At 72.1% G+C, this 13957-nt stretch carries 15 protein-coding genes; 12 read left to right on the forward strand and 3 right to left on the reverse strand.

What is annotated here, in order from left to right:
- The first annotated feature begins 34 nt into the window (after positions 1-34).
- A complete protein-coding gene (locus K8556_RS16135) occupies positions 35-2155 on the forward strand; it encodes an ATP-binding protein (RefSeq protein WP_223740967.1) in 2121 nt (706 codons plus the stop codon).
- Here K8556_RS16135 and K8556_RS16140 read toward each other — a convergent pair.
- Positions 2106-2930 (reverse strand): alpha/beta fold hydrolase, encoded by an 825-nt coding sequence (locus K8556_RS16140; RefSeq protein WP_223741082.1) that lies wholly within the window; start codon positions 2928-2930, stop codon positions 2106-2108. The genes K8556_RS16135 and K8556_RS16140 overlap by 50 nt on opposite strands.
- A gap of 70 nt (positions 2931-3000) precedes the next feature.
- Between K8556_RS16140 and K8556_RS16145 the strand changes: the two genes are divergently transcribed.
- The 10 genes from K8556_RS16145 to K8556_RS16190 all read left to right on the forward strand — a co-directional run bounded on the left by K8556_RS16145 (position 3001) and on the right by K8556_RS16190 (position 11237).
- Complete coding sequence (locus tag K8556_RS16145) at positions 3001-3294, forward strand: DUF3467 domain-containing protein (protein WP_223740968.1); 294 nt, start codon at positions 3001-3003, stop codon at positions 3292-3294.
- Positions 3295-3353: 59 nt separating this feature from the next.
- Positions 3354-4106 (forward strand): hypothetical protein, encoded by a 753-nt coding sequence (locus K8556_RS16150; RefSeq protein ID WP_370639936.1) that lies wholly within the window; start codon positions 3354-3356, stop codon positions 4104-4106.
- Between the two features lie 43 nt (positions 4107-4149).
- The gene (gene hemF / locus K8556_RS16155; RefSeq protein WP_223740970.1) at positions 4150-5049 is read left to right on the forward strand and encodes an oxygen-dependent coproporphyrinogen oxidase; all 900 of its coding nucleotides are present in this window, start codon (positions 4150-4152) and stop codon (positions 5047-5049) included.
- Positions 5049-5570, forward strand: coding sequence for a hypothetical protein (locus K8556_RS16160; RefSeq protein WP_223740971.1), 522 nt, complete (start codon positions 5049-5051; stop codon positions 5568-5570). The genes hemF and K8556_RS16160 overlap by 1 nt, the downstream gene beginning before the upstream one ends.
- Positions 5571-5744: 174 nt before the next feature.
- A complete protein-coding gene (locus tag K8556_RS16165) occupies positions 5745-6812 on the forward strand; it encodes an Immediate early protein ICP0 (RefSeq protein WP_223740972.1) in 1068 nt (355 codons plus the stop codon).
- Positions 6813-6873: 61 nt separating this feature from the next.
- The gene (locus tag K8556_RS16170; protein ID WP_014400131.1) at positions 6874-7488 is read left to right on the forward strand and encodes an RNA polymerase sigma factor; all 615 of its coding nucleotides are present in this window, start codon (positions 6874-6876) and stop codon (positions 7486-7488) included.
- Positions 7489-7573: 85 nt separating this feature from the next.
- A complete protein-coding gene (locus K8556_RS16175; protein WP_223740973.1) occupies positions 7574-8233 on the forward strand; it encodes an anti-sigma factor in 660 nt (219 codons plus the stop codon).
- On the forward strand, positions 8230-8682 hold the full coding sequence (locus K8556_RS16180; RefSeq protein WP_223740974.1) for a hypothetical protein: 453 nt from the start codon (positions 8230-8232) through the stop codon (positions 8680-8682). The genes K8556_RS16175 and K8556_RS16180 overlap by 4 nt, the downstream gene beginning before the upstream one ends.
- Positions 8683-9325: 643 nt before the next feature.
- A complete protein-coding gene (locus K8556_RS16185) occupies positions 9326-9562 on the forward strand; it encodes a hypothetical protein (RefSeq protein ID WP_014400128.1) in 237 nt (78 codons plus the stop codon).
- A gap of 61 nt (positions 9563-9623) precedes the next feature.
- Positions 9624-11237, forward strand: coding sequence for a phospholipase D-like domain-containing protein (locus K8556_RS16190; protein ID WP_223740975.1), 1614 nt, complete (start codon positions 9624-9626; stop codon positions 11235-11237).
- On the opposite strand, the gene K8556_RS16195 is transcribed toward K8556_RS16190, so the two are convergent.
- Together K8556_RS16195 and K8556_RS16200 are read right to left on the reverse strand one after the other, a co-directional pair.
- Positions 11234-12601: a hypothetical protein gene (locus K8556_RS16195; protein ID WP_223740976.1), complete on the reverse strand. Its 1368-nt coding sequence runs from the start codon at positions 12599-12601 to the stop codon at positions 11234-11236. The genes K8556_RS16190 and K8556_RS16195 overlap by 4 nt on opposite strands.
- Before the next feature lie 104 nt (positions 12602-12705).
- Positions 12706-13302, reverse strand: coding sequence for a hypothetical protein (locus K8556_RS16200; RefSeq protein WP_223740977.1), 597 nt, complete (start codon positions 13300-13302; stop codon positions 12706-12708).
- 270 nt (positions 13303-13572) lie between these two features.
- Here K8556_RS16200 and K8556_RS16205 point away from each other — a divergent pair, with 270 nt between their 5' ends.
- Entirely contained in the window at positions 13573-13953 is a 381-nt protein-coding gene (locus tag K8556_RS16205; protein WP_120547074.1) for a BlaI/MecI/CopY family transcriptional regulator, read from the forward strand.
- The last annotated feature ends 4 nt before the right edge of the window (positions 13954-13957 follow it).

Consider the following 13957-nt stretch of genomic DNA (forward strand, 5'->3'; position numbering starts at 1 on the left):
GCCTTGCCTTCCGCCGGGGTAGGGGGGGCCACACATGAACGAAGCCCAGGCCGGGTGGGTCGCGGCGTCCGGCGGTGTGCCCCCGCCGCTGCATGAGCTGCTTCAGCAGCTCCCTGCCTTCTTCGGCCTCTACCGCGGCCCCGGCCACCACATCGAGTTCAGCACCGCCACGCGCCTGCCGCTGCTCGACGCGCGAGGCCAGGTGGGCATCCCCCTGCGCGAGGCCTGCCCCCAACTGGAGGGCCCCGGCTGGCACGACGCCTGGGACCGCGTCTTCGCCACCGGAGAACCCCTGCACCTGCGCGAGGCCTCCGCCCGCGCGCGCCCCGCCGACGAGGAGCGCTTCTTCAACCTGTCCCTGCTGCCGCGACGCGACGCCCAGGGGCGGGTGGAGGGCGTGCTCGCCTTCGCGGTGGACGTGACGGAGCTCGTGCGCACCCGCCGCGCCGCGTGGACCACCGCGGCCTGGCGCACCGAGCGCCTCCAGGCGATGACCGCCGCGCTCTCCGAGGCGCTCACCCCCGCGCAGGTGGTGGAGGTGGCCGCGCGCGAAGGCGCCCTCGCCATGGGGGCCCTCACCGGCCTGGTGGTGGTGCCCACGGGGGCGGCCCTGGACGTCTTCGAGCGCGCCGCCGCGCACGGCTTCTCTCCCGGGGAGTTGGAGGGCTGGCAGCGCTTCGAGGTCTCCGCGACCTGTCCCCTCACGGACGTGACGCGCACCCGCGAGCCCTGCGCGCTGGGCTCGTGGACGGAGTGCATGGCGCGCTACCCCAGGCTGGCGCAGTTGTCCCGCGAGCGGACCCTGGCGGCGTGGGCGTGCGTGCCGCTGGTGAGCGGCGGGCGCGTGTTCGGCGCGCTGGGCCTGGGCTTCGGCGACGCGCGCGACTTCGACGGGCCGGAGCGCGCCTTCCTGCTGACGGTGGGCCGCCTGTGCGCGCAGGCGTTGGACCGGGCGCGCCTGTACGACGAGGAGCGCGCGGCCCGGAGCGCCGCGGAGGCCGCCAGCCGCGCCAAGGACGCGTTCCTCGCCACGGTGTCCCATGAGCTGCGCACGCCGCTCACGTCCATCCTCGGCTGGTCGCAGATGCTGCGGCAGGGCCTGCTGGGCGAGGACAAGCGCCAGCGCGCGGTGGAGGCCATCGAGCGCAACGCCCGCGCGCAAAGACAGCTCATCGAGGACCTGCTCGACATCAGCCGCATCGCCAACGGACGCCTGCGCCTGGAGCCGGTGCCGCTGGAGCTGGGCAGCGTGGTGGAGGCGGCGCTGGACGCCGTCAGGCCCACGGCGCTCGCGCGCGAGCTGACGCTGCATGTCTCCGTGGACGAGGACGGCGTGCCGCTGTTCGGCGACCCGGACCGCTTGCAGCAGGTGGTGTGGAACCTGCTCTCCAACGCCATCAAGTTCACCCCGCCCGGCGGCCACGTGACGGTGTCCGCGCGCACGCGCGACGAGGGCGCGGAGCTGGTGGTGCGCGACGACGGCGAGGGCATCCCGCCTGACTTCCTGCCCTTCCTCTTCCAGCGCTTCCAGCAGGCGGACACCGGCGTGAGCCGCCAGCACGGAGGCCTGGGCCTGGGCCTGTCCATCGTGCGGCACCTGGTGGAGCTGCACGGCGGCGCCGTGACGGCCGCCAGCGACGGGCCGGGGAGGGGCGCCACCTTCACCGTCGTGCTGCCCCGCTCGCGCGTGGGCACGGCCCCGGGGTCCTCGCGCGAGCCGCGCCCCGTGGAGGGCCTGACGCTGCCGCGCTTCCCGGAGCTGGAGGGCCAGCGCGTGCTGGTGGTGGATGGCCAGCCGGACGCGCGCGAGTGGATGTCCGTGCTGCTCACCCGCGTGGGCGCGCACGTGCTCACCGCCACCAACGTCACCGACGCCATGGACGAAGTGCGCCGCTCCCCGCCCACCGTGCTGGTGACGGACGTGACGCTGGCTGGCGAGGACGGCTACTCGCTCCTGTACCGGCTGCGCGCGCTGCCCTGGGAGTCCGGAGGCGGCGTGCCCGCGCTCGCCGTCACCGCCGCCGCGCGCCGCGAGGACCGCGACCGCGCCCTGCGCGCGGGCTTCAGCGCCTTCGTCACCAAGCCGCTGGACGCGGTGGAGCTGCTCACGGCGGTGGCGCGCCTGGCCCCTCCGCTCGAACCGGCCAGCTCCTGAGGTCCTCCTCCTCGCGCCACGGCTGGAGGAAGTCCCCCACCTCCCGGGCGAGCCGCGCCCCGCACACGTCGCGCGGGATGATGTGGAAGCCCTCCGGGTACGCCACGTGCCGCACCGCGGGAGACGCCTTCATCCGCCGCGCGAGCCAGCGCCCGCCCTCCGGATCCACCACGTGGTCCTGGTCCGCGGTGGCCACCAGCACCGGACAGCGCACCCGGGGCGCGTCCGACAGCGCCAGGTCCTGCAGCCGGCACAGGTCGCGCAGCCGGGCCACCGGGAACACGGGCAGCACCGGCGCCTGCGCCAGCGCGGCGGGGTCGGAGATGTCCGTGCCGCCCTTGTCCACCCACGGCGTGGTCCACTCCAGCAGCGGCGTGCGGCACAACTGGCGCACCAGCGCCATGCGCGCGCCCCGGAAGCGCACCGCGGGCGCCACCAGCACGAGCGCGTGCACCGCCTCCGGCTGATGCGCGGCCAGCCGCAGCGCCAGGAGCGCGCCCATGGACAGTCCGGCGACGAACACGCGCCGGTGCCCGGAGAGCGACGCCAGCGCCTCGTCCGCGCAGGCCTGCCAGTCGCGGAAGTCCACGTCCAGCATCGCCTCCGGCGTGGTGCCGTGGCCCGGAAGCCGGGGTGCCACCACGCGCATCCCGCGCGCGGCCAGGGCCTCACCCAGGGGGCGCACCTCCCACGGGCTGCCGGTGAAGCCGTGCAGGAGCAGGCAGGCGTCCGGCCCCCGCCCCAGGGCGAAGGGCGCGGTGGACTCCCCGTCGATGTCCCGCCAGCGCGTGCTCACCGGGAGGACACTGGCCACGGCGGGCCCCAGGCGCTATGCCGCCTGATTCATGGCCGACACTCCGACGAAGCCTCCTGAAGTGCAGCTCCAGGTGCAGATGACCGAAGAGGTGGCCAATGGCCAGTACAGCAACCTGGTCCTGGTGAACCACACGGACTCGGAGTTCGTGTTGGACTTCCTCTATGTCCAGCCGCAGCAGCCCCTGGCCCGCGTCCGCTCGCGCGTCATCACCAGCCCGCGCCACGCCAAGCGGCTCTTGAAGGCCCTCCAGGAGAACGTGCAGCGCTACGAGGCCCGCTTCGGCGCCATCACCCTGGGCGAGGACGAAGGCCCCCGGCACTGAAAGTGCGCGGGCCGTCCGGGACTTTCCCTCGCGGCCGTTCCCGGCGCACACTGCGCGGCATCGTGTTCCGCGCCCTCGTGTTCGCCGCTGCCCTGCTGTCCGCCGTCAACGCCTCCGCCCAGTGCACCGGGGACGGAGTGCAGTTGTATCCCGCGCCCGGCGGCATCGTCCCCACCAACATGCGCATCCTGCTGGAAGGCGTGGGCACCGCGAAGTCGCCGGTGCTGGGGCTGGTGGGCAAGCCGCTGAAGCTGGTCTCCACCGACCACGAGGTGAAGCTCAAGGTCACCAAGGGCTGGGAGAGCTCCCTGGGCCGCGCCACCGTCATCCTCAAGCTGGCGGAGCCGATGCAGCCGGACAAGCGCTACTTCCTGAACCTGCAGGAGGTGCTCCCCAACATCGCCCTCCTCAACGGCCAGGTGGGCGCGCAGCCGTCATGGCTGAGCGGCAAGGGACCGGACGCCAAGGCCCCCAAGTGGGTGAAGCGCCCCGCCGTGTCGGAGGGCTTCGTGCGCCGCTCGCCCCAGGGCATCGCGCGCTTCGTGAAGCTCAACCTGGCGCTGCGCGAGGAGAGCCCCGCCTTCCTGGTGGTGAAGCTGTCGCCGCGGCGGCTGGGCCTCTCGCCGCAGCAGTACCTGCTGCCCGTGCAGGGCAACACGGCTTATCTGGGCCATGAGGCCTGTGGCGGGGCGTTCTCCCTGGAGGACGGGCGCAGCTACCGCGCGCGCATCGAGGCCTTCGACGCGGCGGGCAACCTGGCGCCATCCACGCCCCCCGTGGACTTCGAGGCCCCGTCCGCCCAGGGCCCCTAGTAGTGTTTCCGCCCGTTCAACCCGAGACAGGGAGACAACGGGCATGACGGCGACGGTGGACGTGGAGGGTTTGAAGGGGCGCATGGCCGCCTTCATCCAGAAGCTCCAGGACGACATCTGCGGAGCCCTGGAGGAGCTGGACGGCCAGGGCCGCTTCCGCGAGGACGCGTGGAGCCGCCCCGGCGGTGGGGGTGGCCGCAGCCGCGTGCTGGAGGAGGGCGCCGTCCTGGAGAAGGCGGGCGTCAACATCTCCATCGTCCACGGCGAGCTGGAAGAGGCCTTCGCGAAGAAGCTCCAGGGCGAGGGGCGCTCCTTCTGGGCCGGCGGCCTGTCGCTGGTGCTGCACCCCAGGAGCCCGCATGTGCCCACCGTGCACGCCAACTACCGCTTCATCCACCAGGGCGCGCGCGCGTGGTTCGGCGGCGGCGCGGACCTGACGCCGTACTACCTGGACGACGCGGACGCGGCCCACTTCCACCGCGTGCACAAGGCCGCGTGTGACGCGCACGACCCCACGTACTACCCGCGCTTCAAGGCCGCGTGTGACCACTACTTCCACCTGCGCCACCGGGGCGAGGCGCGCGGCGTGGGCGGCCTCTTCTTCGAGAACATGGGCGGGGACCTGGAGCGCGAGTTCGCGTTCGTGCAGGCGTGCGGCAACAGCTTCATCCCCGCGTACCTGCCCATCGCGCGCAAGCACAAGGACACGCCGGTGACGGAGGCGCAGCGCTTCTGGCAGGAGGTGCGCCGGGGCCGCTACGTGGAGTTCAACCTCGTCTACGACCGGGGCACCATCTTCGGCCTGGAGACGCAGGGGCGCACGGAGTCCATCCTCATGTCGCTGCCGCCGCGCGTGCGCTGGCGCTACGACCACCACCCGGAGCCCGGCACGCCCGAGGCCCGGCTGGTGGAGGTGCTGCGCAACCCCCGGGAGTGGGCCTGATGGCGGCGGCTCCGGAACCTGGGGAGCCCGGCCCCGCGCGCCCGCGCAACACGGCGGTGCGCACGGGCATCGCCGTCACCGTCTTCGCGGCGATGGCCGCCACCGGCCTGTTCATCGTCCGGTTGCCCGCGATGAAGGCCTCCCGGACCGTGCCGCCGGAGCAGGTGGCCACCGAGGCCCGCGTCCAGGTGCTGGCCCTGTGCGACGCGGTGCAGGGCTTCCGCGACGAGCACGGCGACTACGTGTCCGTCGCGCCCGCTCCCGTCCCCGTGCCCCGGCACGGCGAGGCCGTGCCCTTCCCGAAGGACCACGAGGACTTCCGCCGCATCGGCTTCGACCCCGGCCCCACCGTCCACCTCCAGTACGAGGTGCGGGTGGAGGAGAGCCCCGTGGGGGAGCCGGAGGTGTCCTGCTTCGTCCGCGCGGACACGGACGGGGACGGCCTCAACGCCGTGTACCGCGTCCGTCTGGATGCCAACGGGATGACGACCCCCGTGGAGGTGGAGCACGAGGGGGAGTAGCCCCCCATGCAACTCGGGCTTCTCGTTGTGCGAGAATCCCCCGTGATGGGAAACGTCGGCGACATCCGCGGCCCCCGCGCAGGAGGTCCCTCCGGCCCTGGTGGGCCCCGCTCCGGCGGTGGCCCCTCGGCGCCCGCGAGCCCGTCGCCGGCGTCTCCGTTCCGCGATGACGGGATGGAGACCTCCACCCCCACCACCTCGCCCGGTGACCGCACCCGCATCGGCGCTCCGCCCGTGGGGCTGCCCCCCGAGGCCGACGGCGGCGCGCCGCTGGAGCCTGGAAGTGAGCCCGGCGAGCCCGGCCTCCCCGGCGGTGAAGGGACGGAGGCCGGCGCCTCCCTGGAGGGGGGCGACGTGGGCCCCCGTTCGGTCCGCGTCGGCGTGCCCAACCGGGGCCCCCAGGGCACGACGCGCGCCCCCCGCGCGGACGCCGGCACGGGCTTCGAGTCCCCCGGCGCGGCCGCCCAGACTCCCCGGCGCAAGGGCGCCGACGGCTTCCGGACGCCCGGCTCCCTCCCCACCACCGCCAGCCCCTACCTGGGCGCGGGCGAGGCGCGCGGCCCGGTGCTGGACGTGGAGTCGCTCATTCCCTCCGACCTGGACGACCTGGAGGGCCACCTCGCGGTGGGCAAGCGCTTCGCGTCGGACGCGGCGCTGCTGTCCGCGCAGGTGCGGCCCTCGTCGCTGCCCTCGTCGGACCGGGTGGCCCGCCTGTGGGCCTTCTTCGCCGCCTACGCGGAGGCCGCCGCGCGGCACCCGCCCGCGGAAGAGGGCAGGGCCGCCTTCGAGCAGGCCCTCAAGGACCAGGGCTTCGCCCAGCTCCAGGACGCCCACACCGGGCAGAACGGCGTGGCGGCCGGGATGTGGGTGATGGACGCGCCCACGCCGGAGGAGGCCCGCGAGCGCGCGGACGCCGTCCAACTGGAGCCCCCGCCCGACGTGCGCCACTCCGAGCAGGCCGCCCCGCTCACCCCCGGCCTCTACCAGCACCTGCCGGGCCCCTTCGTGCGCCGGGACGCCCAGGGGCGCCCCCTCCAGAACGACGACCCCCGCGACCGCCAGGGCACCGACCGCCGCCTGGGCGCCCGCATGTTCTGGAACGTGCTCCACGCCTTCCGGGCCGGCGAGGACACGGAGGACTCCGCCGTCACCCAGGCCCAGTGGGACCGCATGGTCTTCGGGGCGGTGCTGGCCATGGTGGGCCTGGCCCTGGCGGCCGTCGCGCTCGTCAGCTCCCTCTAGGAGCGGCGGGGCGCGTCGAAAGCCTTGGGCTTGGCGCGGCCTGTGTTACGGTGCCGCGCACTTGGCCACCGACGACCTCACACTCGTCAAGCGCGTCCGCAGCGGGGACCAGCGCGCCTTCAAGCTCCTCGTCGAGCGTTACCAGCGCAAGGTGTATGCCGTCGCGCTCGGAATGCTGAAGGACAAGGAGGAGGCGATGGACGTCTCCCAGGAGGCGTTCGTCAAGGTCTACAAGTACCTGGACCACTTCAAGGGCGACGCGTCCTTCTACACGTGGCTCTACCGCATCACGTCCAACATCTGCATCGACGTGCTGCGCAAGCGCCGCGGCGGCGGCGAGCCCGTGGAGTTCGACGAGACGCAGGACGTGGACCTCTCCGAGGCCCGCATCGGCGCGCTCGGCAGCCGCCTGGGGACCAATCCCCAGAAGAGCGCCCTGCGCAAGGAGCTGGCGGAGAAGATCCAGGAGGCGCTGGCCACGGTGCCGGAGAAGCACCGCGCCATCCTCCTGCTGCGCGAAATCGAGGGAATGTCCTACGAGGACCTGGCCCGCACGCTGGACATCCCCAAGGGCACGGTGATGAGCCGGCTCTTCCACGCGCGCGCCAAGGTGCAGAAAATCCTGGGGGATTACCTGGAGCTGGACGAAGCCAAGAGCGGGGTGGGCAACGAATGAGGATGCCAGAAAGGCCTCCTCGAATATCCGTGGGTCCCGTCGCGTCCCCACCGACGAATTCCCACCAGCCCGCAGGGTGAAGAGTATGGCCGGAAATCCCGCGTGTGAGCGCTTCGTACCGCTCCTGTCTCCCTACATCGACGGTGAACTCGCTCCCGGGGAGCGCGTCCACGTGGAGCGGCACCTGGCCGCCTGCCGGGACTGCACGGGCCGCGCGGCGGACCTGCGCGCGGAGTCCGGGCTGCTCCGGGTCGGCCTGGACATGGCGGTGGACGACGTCGACTTCAAGGACTTCGCCCAGAAGGTCATGGCCCGGGTGACGCCGGAGAAGCCGCCCCTCATCGAGCGGATGCGGCTGGCCCTGTCGGAGATGTTCCTCTACCAGCGCACGGCGATGATCTCCTCGCTGGCCACCGCCGCGGTGGTGATGCTGGTGGCGCTGCCGCTGGTGCTGCGCGACAACGCGCCGGAGGGCTACGCCGCCGAGCGCATGACGGTGAAGTCCATCCAGTCCTACCAGGGCGCCCGCGTGGCCCCGGTGGTGATGGAGACGGAGGGCGGCGCCTCCATCATCTGGATGGTGGACGAGCAGGAGCAGGCCCCGGAGCCCGTGAAGGACGCCGCCGGGCAGAAGAAGCCGGGCGCGGCGCAGTCCCAGGATTCGAGCGTGGAGTCGGAGGACCCGGAAGGACAGCCGACGCCGGCTCCGTCCGTCCCGCCCCGGCCCACCGGAGGAGCACTATGACGAAGCCGACGTGGGCGGTGCTGGCACTGCTGTTCGCCGTGGGCCTGGTGCTGGGGCCGGCGGTGGCCTCCGCCCAGGAGCAGAAGGTGAAGGTGCAGGTGGAGGTGGTGCTGGCCTCCAACAAGGGCACCGTGGTGGACCCGCCGGAGCTCTCCAAGATGAAGGAGGCGTTCCAGAAGCAGAACTTCAGCTTCACCTCCTTCAAGCGCATGTCGCTGGACACCGTGGAGGTGGGGGCCCAGAAGCCCACGGAAGTGAAGCTCCCCAACGGGACGAACGCGTCGCTCCAGCTCCTGGGCATGAAGGACGGCAGCGCCACGCTGCGCGTCATCATCCCGAACCAGTCCTCCGTGGAGGTGGAGCTGGGCCGCCAGGGCGCCGTGTACCAGAAGGCCGGCAAGCACGTGGGGGGCGAGCTCATCCTCGTCCTGGTGCCGCCGTCGAAGTAGCCGTGTGAGTCGTGCCGGATGCGCGCCGCCCCCAAGGCAGGCGCCGTCCGCGAAAAGCCCCACCCTGACGCCTGGATGGCCCCCTCCTCCCCGGACGGCCCCGCGTCAGGGCTCCTCCCTCCTGAATCTTCCCCGGTCCTCGCACATCCACCCCTGCGTGGCCGGTGTGCTGTCCCGGCGTCGGACGGCTCCGTTCCACGCCTGACGTGCGCCGGGGGGCGCATGGCACCGGCGGGCAGGAAAGAGGGCGGAACTCCCTGCCGCGAGGCTGAAAAAAAGTCAGTCCTGCCCGGCGGTACAGGGGCACTTCCAGGCTTTCTTCCCTCGGAAAACGCCGGGTTGGGCGACGGCACGGCAGTTGCTCTTGGGTCTGAGGGCAGGGCGGGCGGGACGGTGGGCGGGCAGGGCGGCGGGGCGGGACGGGGCAGCACGGGGCGGTACGGGGCAGGGCGGGTCGGGGCAGCAAGGCAGGACGGGGCGGTACGGGCGGGACGGGGCAGGGGCAGCAAGGCGGGACGGGGCAGGGCGGGTCGGGGCGGTACGGGCGGGACGGGGCAGGGGCCGCACGGCAGGACGGGCGGTACGGGGCGGTACGGCACATCACGCAGACGGGCAGACACTTCATCCTCGGAGAACGAAGACCATGGCGACCAAGACCCAGAAGCAGACCATCCAGCGCAAGGCCCGTCAGGTGAAGGCGAAGACGGTCAAGGCCGTGTCCAACGCCGGCAAGCAGGCGAAGCGCGTGCAGGTGACGCTCGGCGACCTGATCGCCGCGGCCTTCGACACCGTGGGGGGCGAGGCTCGCAAGGTGGCCAGGGTGGTCTCCTCGACCGACATGACGCTGGCGACCGGAAAGCACATTGTCTTCGTGGGGTGATGCTTTCCGCCGGCCGGGCGCGGACGACATCAGGGATCCACTCCAGGGCCAGGTGACCGACGTGAAACGCATCCTCAACCCCGGACGCAACTGCTGGACGCGGACGGAAACGCATGACGCGGGCGTGCTGGTGGACGCCCGGGACTACTACCGGGAGCTGTACCGGGCCATCCGGAAGGCCCGCCGATCCATCGTCATCACCGGCTGGCAGTTCGACAGCGACGTGACGTTGCTGCGCGGCGAGGACCTGGAGGAGGCACAGGGCGGGGAAGTCCGGCTGCTGCCGCTGTTGGACCAGATGTGCCGGGAGAACCCGGAGCTGCACGTCTACATCCTCGCGTGGGACTTCAGCATGCTGCTCGCCATGGAGCGCGAGTGGATGCAGCACATGCTCTTCAACTGGACGACGAACGAACGGCTGCGCTTCCGCTTCGACTCCTCCAGTCCGCTCTACGGCGCCCACCACCAGAAGCTCGTCGTCGTGGACGGCGTGATGGCGTTCACCGGCGGCATGGACGTGTGTGACTGCCGCTGGGACGACCGGGACCACCCCGCGCGCTCGAAGCTGCGCTGCGACTCCGGCCGCGACCCGCACGGGCCCTACCACGACGTGCAGACGGTGCTGACGGGCCCCGCGGTGAAGCCGCTCGCGGAGCTGTTCGAGGCGCGCTGGGCGCACTCGGGCGGGGGCGAGCTCCACCTGGAGCCCGTGAACCGCGACGACATGACCTTCGAAGCGACGATGCCCGCGCCTCCGGGCCCGGTGGCCATCAGCCGCACCTTCGGCAAGACGCTCCTGCCTCCGCAGGACGAGGTGCAGGAGATCCGCGCGCTGTACGTGGACGCCATCGACGCGGCCGAGCGCTTCATCTACATCGAGAACCAGTACTTCTCCTCACGCGCCATCTACGACGCGCTCGTCAAGCGCATGCGCGCGGCCGGGCGGCCCCGGCTCCAGGTGATGCTGGTGCTGCCCCGTCAGCCGGAGGCGCTGCGCGAGCAGATCGCCATGGGCGTGGCCCAGGTGCGCCTCTTGCGCGCGCTGCGCGAGGTGGCCTCGGAGACGGGCCACGGCTTCGCGGTGTACGGCTCGGCGGCGAAGGACGAGGACGGCACGGACGTCTTCACGTACATCCACTCGAAGGTGCTCATCGTGGATGACACCTTCATGACCATCGGCTCCGCGAACACGACCAACCGCAGCCTGGGTTTGGATTCGGAGCTCAACCTGAGCTGGGAGGCGGAAGCCCCCGGCGACGACGTGTCGCGCGCCATCCGCCGCGTGCGCGTGTCGCTGATGGCGGAGCACGTGGGCCTGTCTGGCGTGGCCGCGCTGCGCCCGCTGGTGGACGCGACGCACCTGGTGGAGGCGTTGGACGGGCTGGCCCTCGCGGGACAGCACCGGCTGCGTCCGCACCCGCTGGAGACGGTGTTCGACCAGAACCCCCTCTTCAAGCCGCTGGAGCCGGAGGAGTTCCTCATCGACCCGGAGGAGTCGGTGCTGGACGAGTCCCTCTTCGAGGCCCTGCACAAGGGCGACGACGGCCTCTTCGCCTCCGGCGTGCGCCTGCTGTCGCGCTGGCTGGTGGGCAAGTCGTGCGAGACGGCCCGGCGGCACAGCGCCATCCTGCCGTGCGAGCCCGCCCCGGAGGAGGGCGGGACGGTGGGGAACTAGCGGCGGGCGAAGTCCACGCCAACGCCCGCGCCGACGCTCACGCCGCGCACCAGCGTGTCGTCCGGCTGCGGGAAGGTCACCGTGGCGCCGGCGCCCCAGATGTACATGGCGGGCAGCACGCGCTGGCGGAACTCCGCGGCCACCGAGTAGCGGGGGTTGTCACCCAGGCCCATCACCACCACGCGCGCGATGCCTCGCGACTCGCCGCCCGGGGTGCTGAAGCTCAGGGACAGGTCTCCGTCCGTGCGGCCGTAGGCGGAGTACTCCACGGCGCCGCTCGCCACCACCTCCGGCGAGTCCGGTCCGTCGCCGCGCGCCACGGACAGCTCCAGGTAGCCGGAGAAGTCCTTGGGCACGCGCTGGTCGGCCTGGGGCTCCTCGGAGAGGCCCACGCCGGAGAAGCGCGCCAGCTCGTAGCCCGCGCCGAAGTAGCCGAAGCGGAAGCCGCCGCCCTGCCGGCGCCCCTGCACCGTGACGCTCAACTGCGTGCCCTTGAAGTTGCCCTCGAACGCGACGCCCAGCAGGCCGCCCACGTCCTGCGCGCCCTCGTTGAGCCGCGCGCCGCCCGCGAGCAGGGCCCACGAGCGCAGCCGCTCGCCCTTGTACATGGCGAACTCGCCGCCCACCGACGCCACCGTGGCCTCCGGCGTCACCCCGCCCGCCTCGCCGAAGTCGTGCGCCGCCGAGGCGCGCACCAGGTAGCGGTCGAAGTTCGCCTCGCTGTCGCTGGCGATGCGGCCGATGTCCAGGAGCAGCTCGCCGGAGAACACGCGCGCGGCGAGCACGTCGCTGGCCAGGAGCTGCACGCGCGCGGGCCCCGCGGTGAACGACAGCGTGCCGCCCGCCGGGTGGTAGTTCGGGTTGAGCTGGTTGTCGTAGCGGTTCACCAGGTAGCCGCGCCCCAGGGACTCCTCCAGGAACGGCTGCACGCGCAGCCCGAAGCGGCCGGACTCGTCGCCAATGCGCAGCAGGCGCACCACCTGTCCGAAGTCGCTGCGCTCGTCCCAGTCCTCGCGCCGCAGCCACGCGCCGTAGTCGTCGTCCTTCTGCTTCGGCTCGCTGTCCAGCAGCCGGAAGCGCAGCGGCGCGCCCAGCATGAAGGCGAAGTCCTCGCCGCCATCCACGCCCAGCGACGGGTACGCGTAGGCGAACAGGTCCTGCTTCCCACCCCGCGTCCCGGACGGGAAGCTCAGCGGCCCCACCTCCAGGAGCGCCCGGAACCCGATGCCGTCCGAGCCCTCCGCGCTCCCCGGGGATTCCGACGCGGAGTACGGCCCCCGCGGCGGATCATTCGGGACCTCCTCGATGGTGGAGGACTGGGAGTGAAGCAGGGCGAGAAGGGCCACGAAGGGAGCACCAGTCATTGGTGCTCACTCTAGTTGGCGGGGCGCGGGCTGGACAGACGAATACCCGGGACGACCCGCGAGCGGGCTTTCCCGGGTATCCGCCCTCGCGTGGGGCGCGATGACTAGTTGGTGGGATCCGGCGTGGCGTCCGTCTCCACCTTGGAGCGGTCCGTGCTGGAGGCGTCGTCCAGGTCGCTGTTGAGGGCGCCGGACGACCCGGTCTCGTCGCTCACGTCGCTCTTGCCGTCGGTGCTGGTGGCGCCGGAGCCGCCGGTGCCGCCCAGGTTGCCCTCCGTGCCCAGGTTGCCCTTCTCCTTGGGATCGCGGTTCTGGTTCACCGCGCCGGAGGGGGACTGCGTGTCGCCCAGCTCGGTGGGCGTGTTCTGCTGCACGTCCCACTTCTGGCCGTCGCCGGTCTTCACGGCCTCGTCGGGAGCGCCGGAGCCGCCGGTGGCCTCGCCCTCGTAGACGGTGGGCGCGTCCATGCGGTCGCGCTTCTCCAGGTCGCTGACGTTGCCGGTCTCACCGGGCAGCTCCTGGTTGGAGGAGTCCGGGGACGAGGAGTCGATGCTCCCGCTGGTGTCCGTGGTGCTGCCGGCGCTGCCGGAGCCGCCGATGGCGCCTGCCTCCGGCGAAGAGGCCTCGCGGGTGTTGGCGTTGTGGCTGGCGCAACCGTACAGCGACAGGGCGGCGATCGCCGCGAACAGAGGGAGCTTCATGGGAAATCTCCGTGTGTGTCGGGTGGGTTCAAGTCGGCTGCCAGAAATTGGGTTGCCCTTCCGACAGAGACAAGGACACACACGGTCCTCTGCTACCTGACCCTTACCTGAGCGGCCGGGCGAGCGGGCGCCCAGGTGCCGGGCCGTAGGCGCCCTCGCCAATCCCAATCACGAAGCGCGCCCGCCCCGCGGAGACACCTGCTTGACTACGGCTGTAGTCAGGCGTACCTTGCCTCTTGACTACAGTTGTCGTCATGAAGGGCAGGGCGCATGAAGAAGCCGGTGGGAGAGCAGGAGCTGGCGGTGCTGCGGTACGTGGCCGAGCACGGGCCAGCGACGGTGGGTGAAGTGGCCGAGCGCTTCGGTGAGGCGCAGGGCCTGGCGCGCTCCACCATCCTGACGGTGATGGAGCGGCTTCGGCTGAAGGGGCACCTGACGCGGAGCAAGGTGGACGGGGTGTTCCAGTACGCCTCGCCGGTGGCGCCGCAAGAGCTGCTGCGCGACGTCGTCGGGAACTTCGTGCAGCGCACGCTCTCCGGCTCCCTGTCGCCGTTCGTGACCTATCTGTCGGAGACGGAGGACGTGTCCGACGAAGAGCTGAAGCAGCTTCAGGACGTCGTGGCGCGCCTGCGCCAGAAGCGGAAGGAGTGAGCCC

It is taken from the genome of Corallococcus sp. AS-1-12, from assembly GCF_020036995.1.
In the GTDB taxonomy this organism is placed as follows: Bacteria; Myxococcota; Myxococcia; order Myxococcales; family Myxococcaceae; genus Corallococcus.

Excerpts from the sequence above, each read along its gene's own strand:
- K8556_RS16135 (WP_223740967.1), top strand. The coding sequence starts at position 35 with ATGAACGAAGCCCAGGCCGGGTGGGTCGCGGCGTCCGGCGGTGTGCCC.
- K8556_RS16145 (WP_223740968.1), top strand. The coding sequence starts at position 3,001 with ATGGCCGACACTCCGACGAAGCCTCCTGAAGTGCAGCTCCAGGTGCAG.
- hemF (WP_223740970.1), top strand. The coding sequence starts at position 4,150 with ATGACGGCGACGGTGGACGTGGAGGGTTTGAAGGGGCGCATGGCCGCC.
- K8556_RS16160 (WP_223740971.1), top strand. The coding sequence starts at position 5,049 with ATGGCGGCGGCTCCGGAACCTGGGGAGCCCGGCCCCGCGCGCCCGCGC.
- K8556_RS16165 (WP_223740972.1), top strand. The coding sequence starts at position 5,745 with ATGGAGACCTCCACCCCCACCACCTCGCCCGGTGACCGCACCCGCATC.
- K8556_RS16175 (WP_223740973.1), top strand. The coding sequence starts at position 7,574 with ATGGCCGGAAATCCCGCGTGTGAGCGCTTCGTACCGCTCCTGTCTCCC.
- K8556_RS16180 (WP_223740974.1), top strand. The coding sequence starts at position 8,230 with ATGACGAAGCCGACGTGGGCGGTGCTGGCACTGCTGTTCGCCGTGGGC.
- K8556_RS16185 (WP_014400128.1), top strand. The coding sequence starts at position 9,326 with ATGGCGACCAAGACCCAGAAGCAGACCATCCAGCGCAAGGCCCGTCAG.
- K8556_RS16195 (WP_223740976.1), bottom strand. The coding sequence starts at position 12,601 with ATGACTGGTGCTCCCTTCGTGGCCCTTCTCGCCCTGCTTCACTCCCAG.
- K8556_RS16200 (WP_223740977.1), bottom strand. The coding sequence starts at position 13,302 with ATGAAGCTCCCTCTGTTCGCGGCGATCGCCGCCCTGTCGCTGTACGGT.
- K8556_RS16205 (WP_120547074.1), top strand. The coding sequence starts at position 13,573 with ATGAAGAAGCCGGTGGGAGAGCAGGAGCTGGCGGTGCTGCGGTACGTG.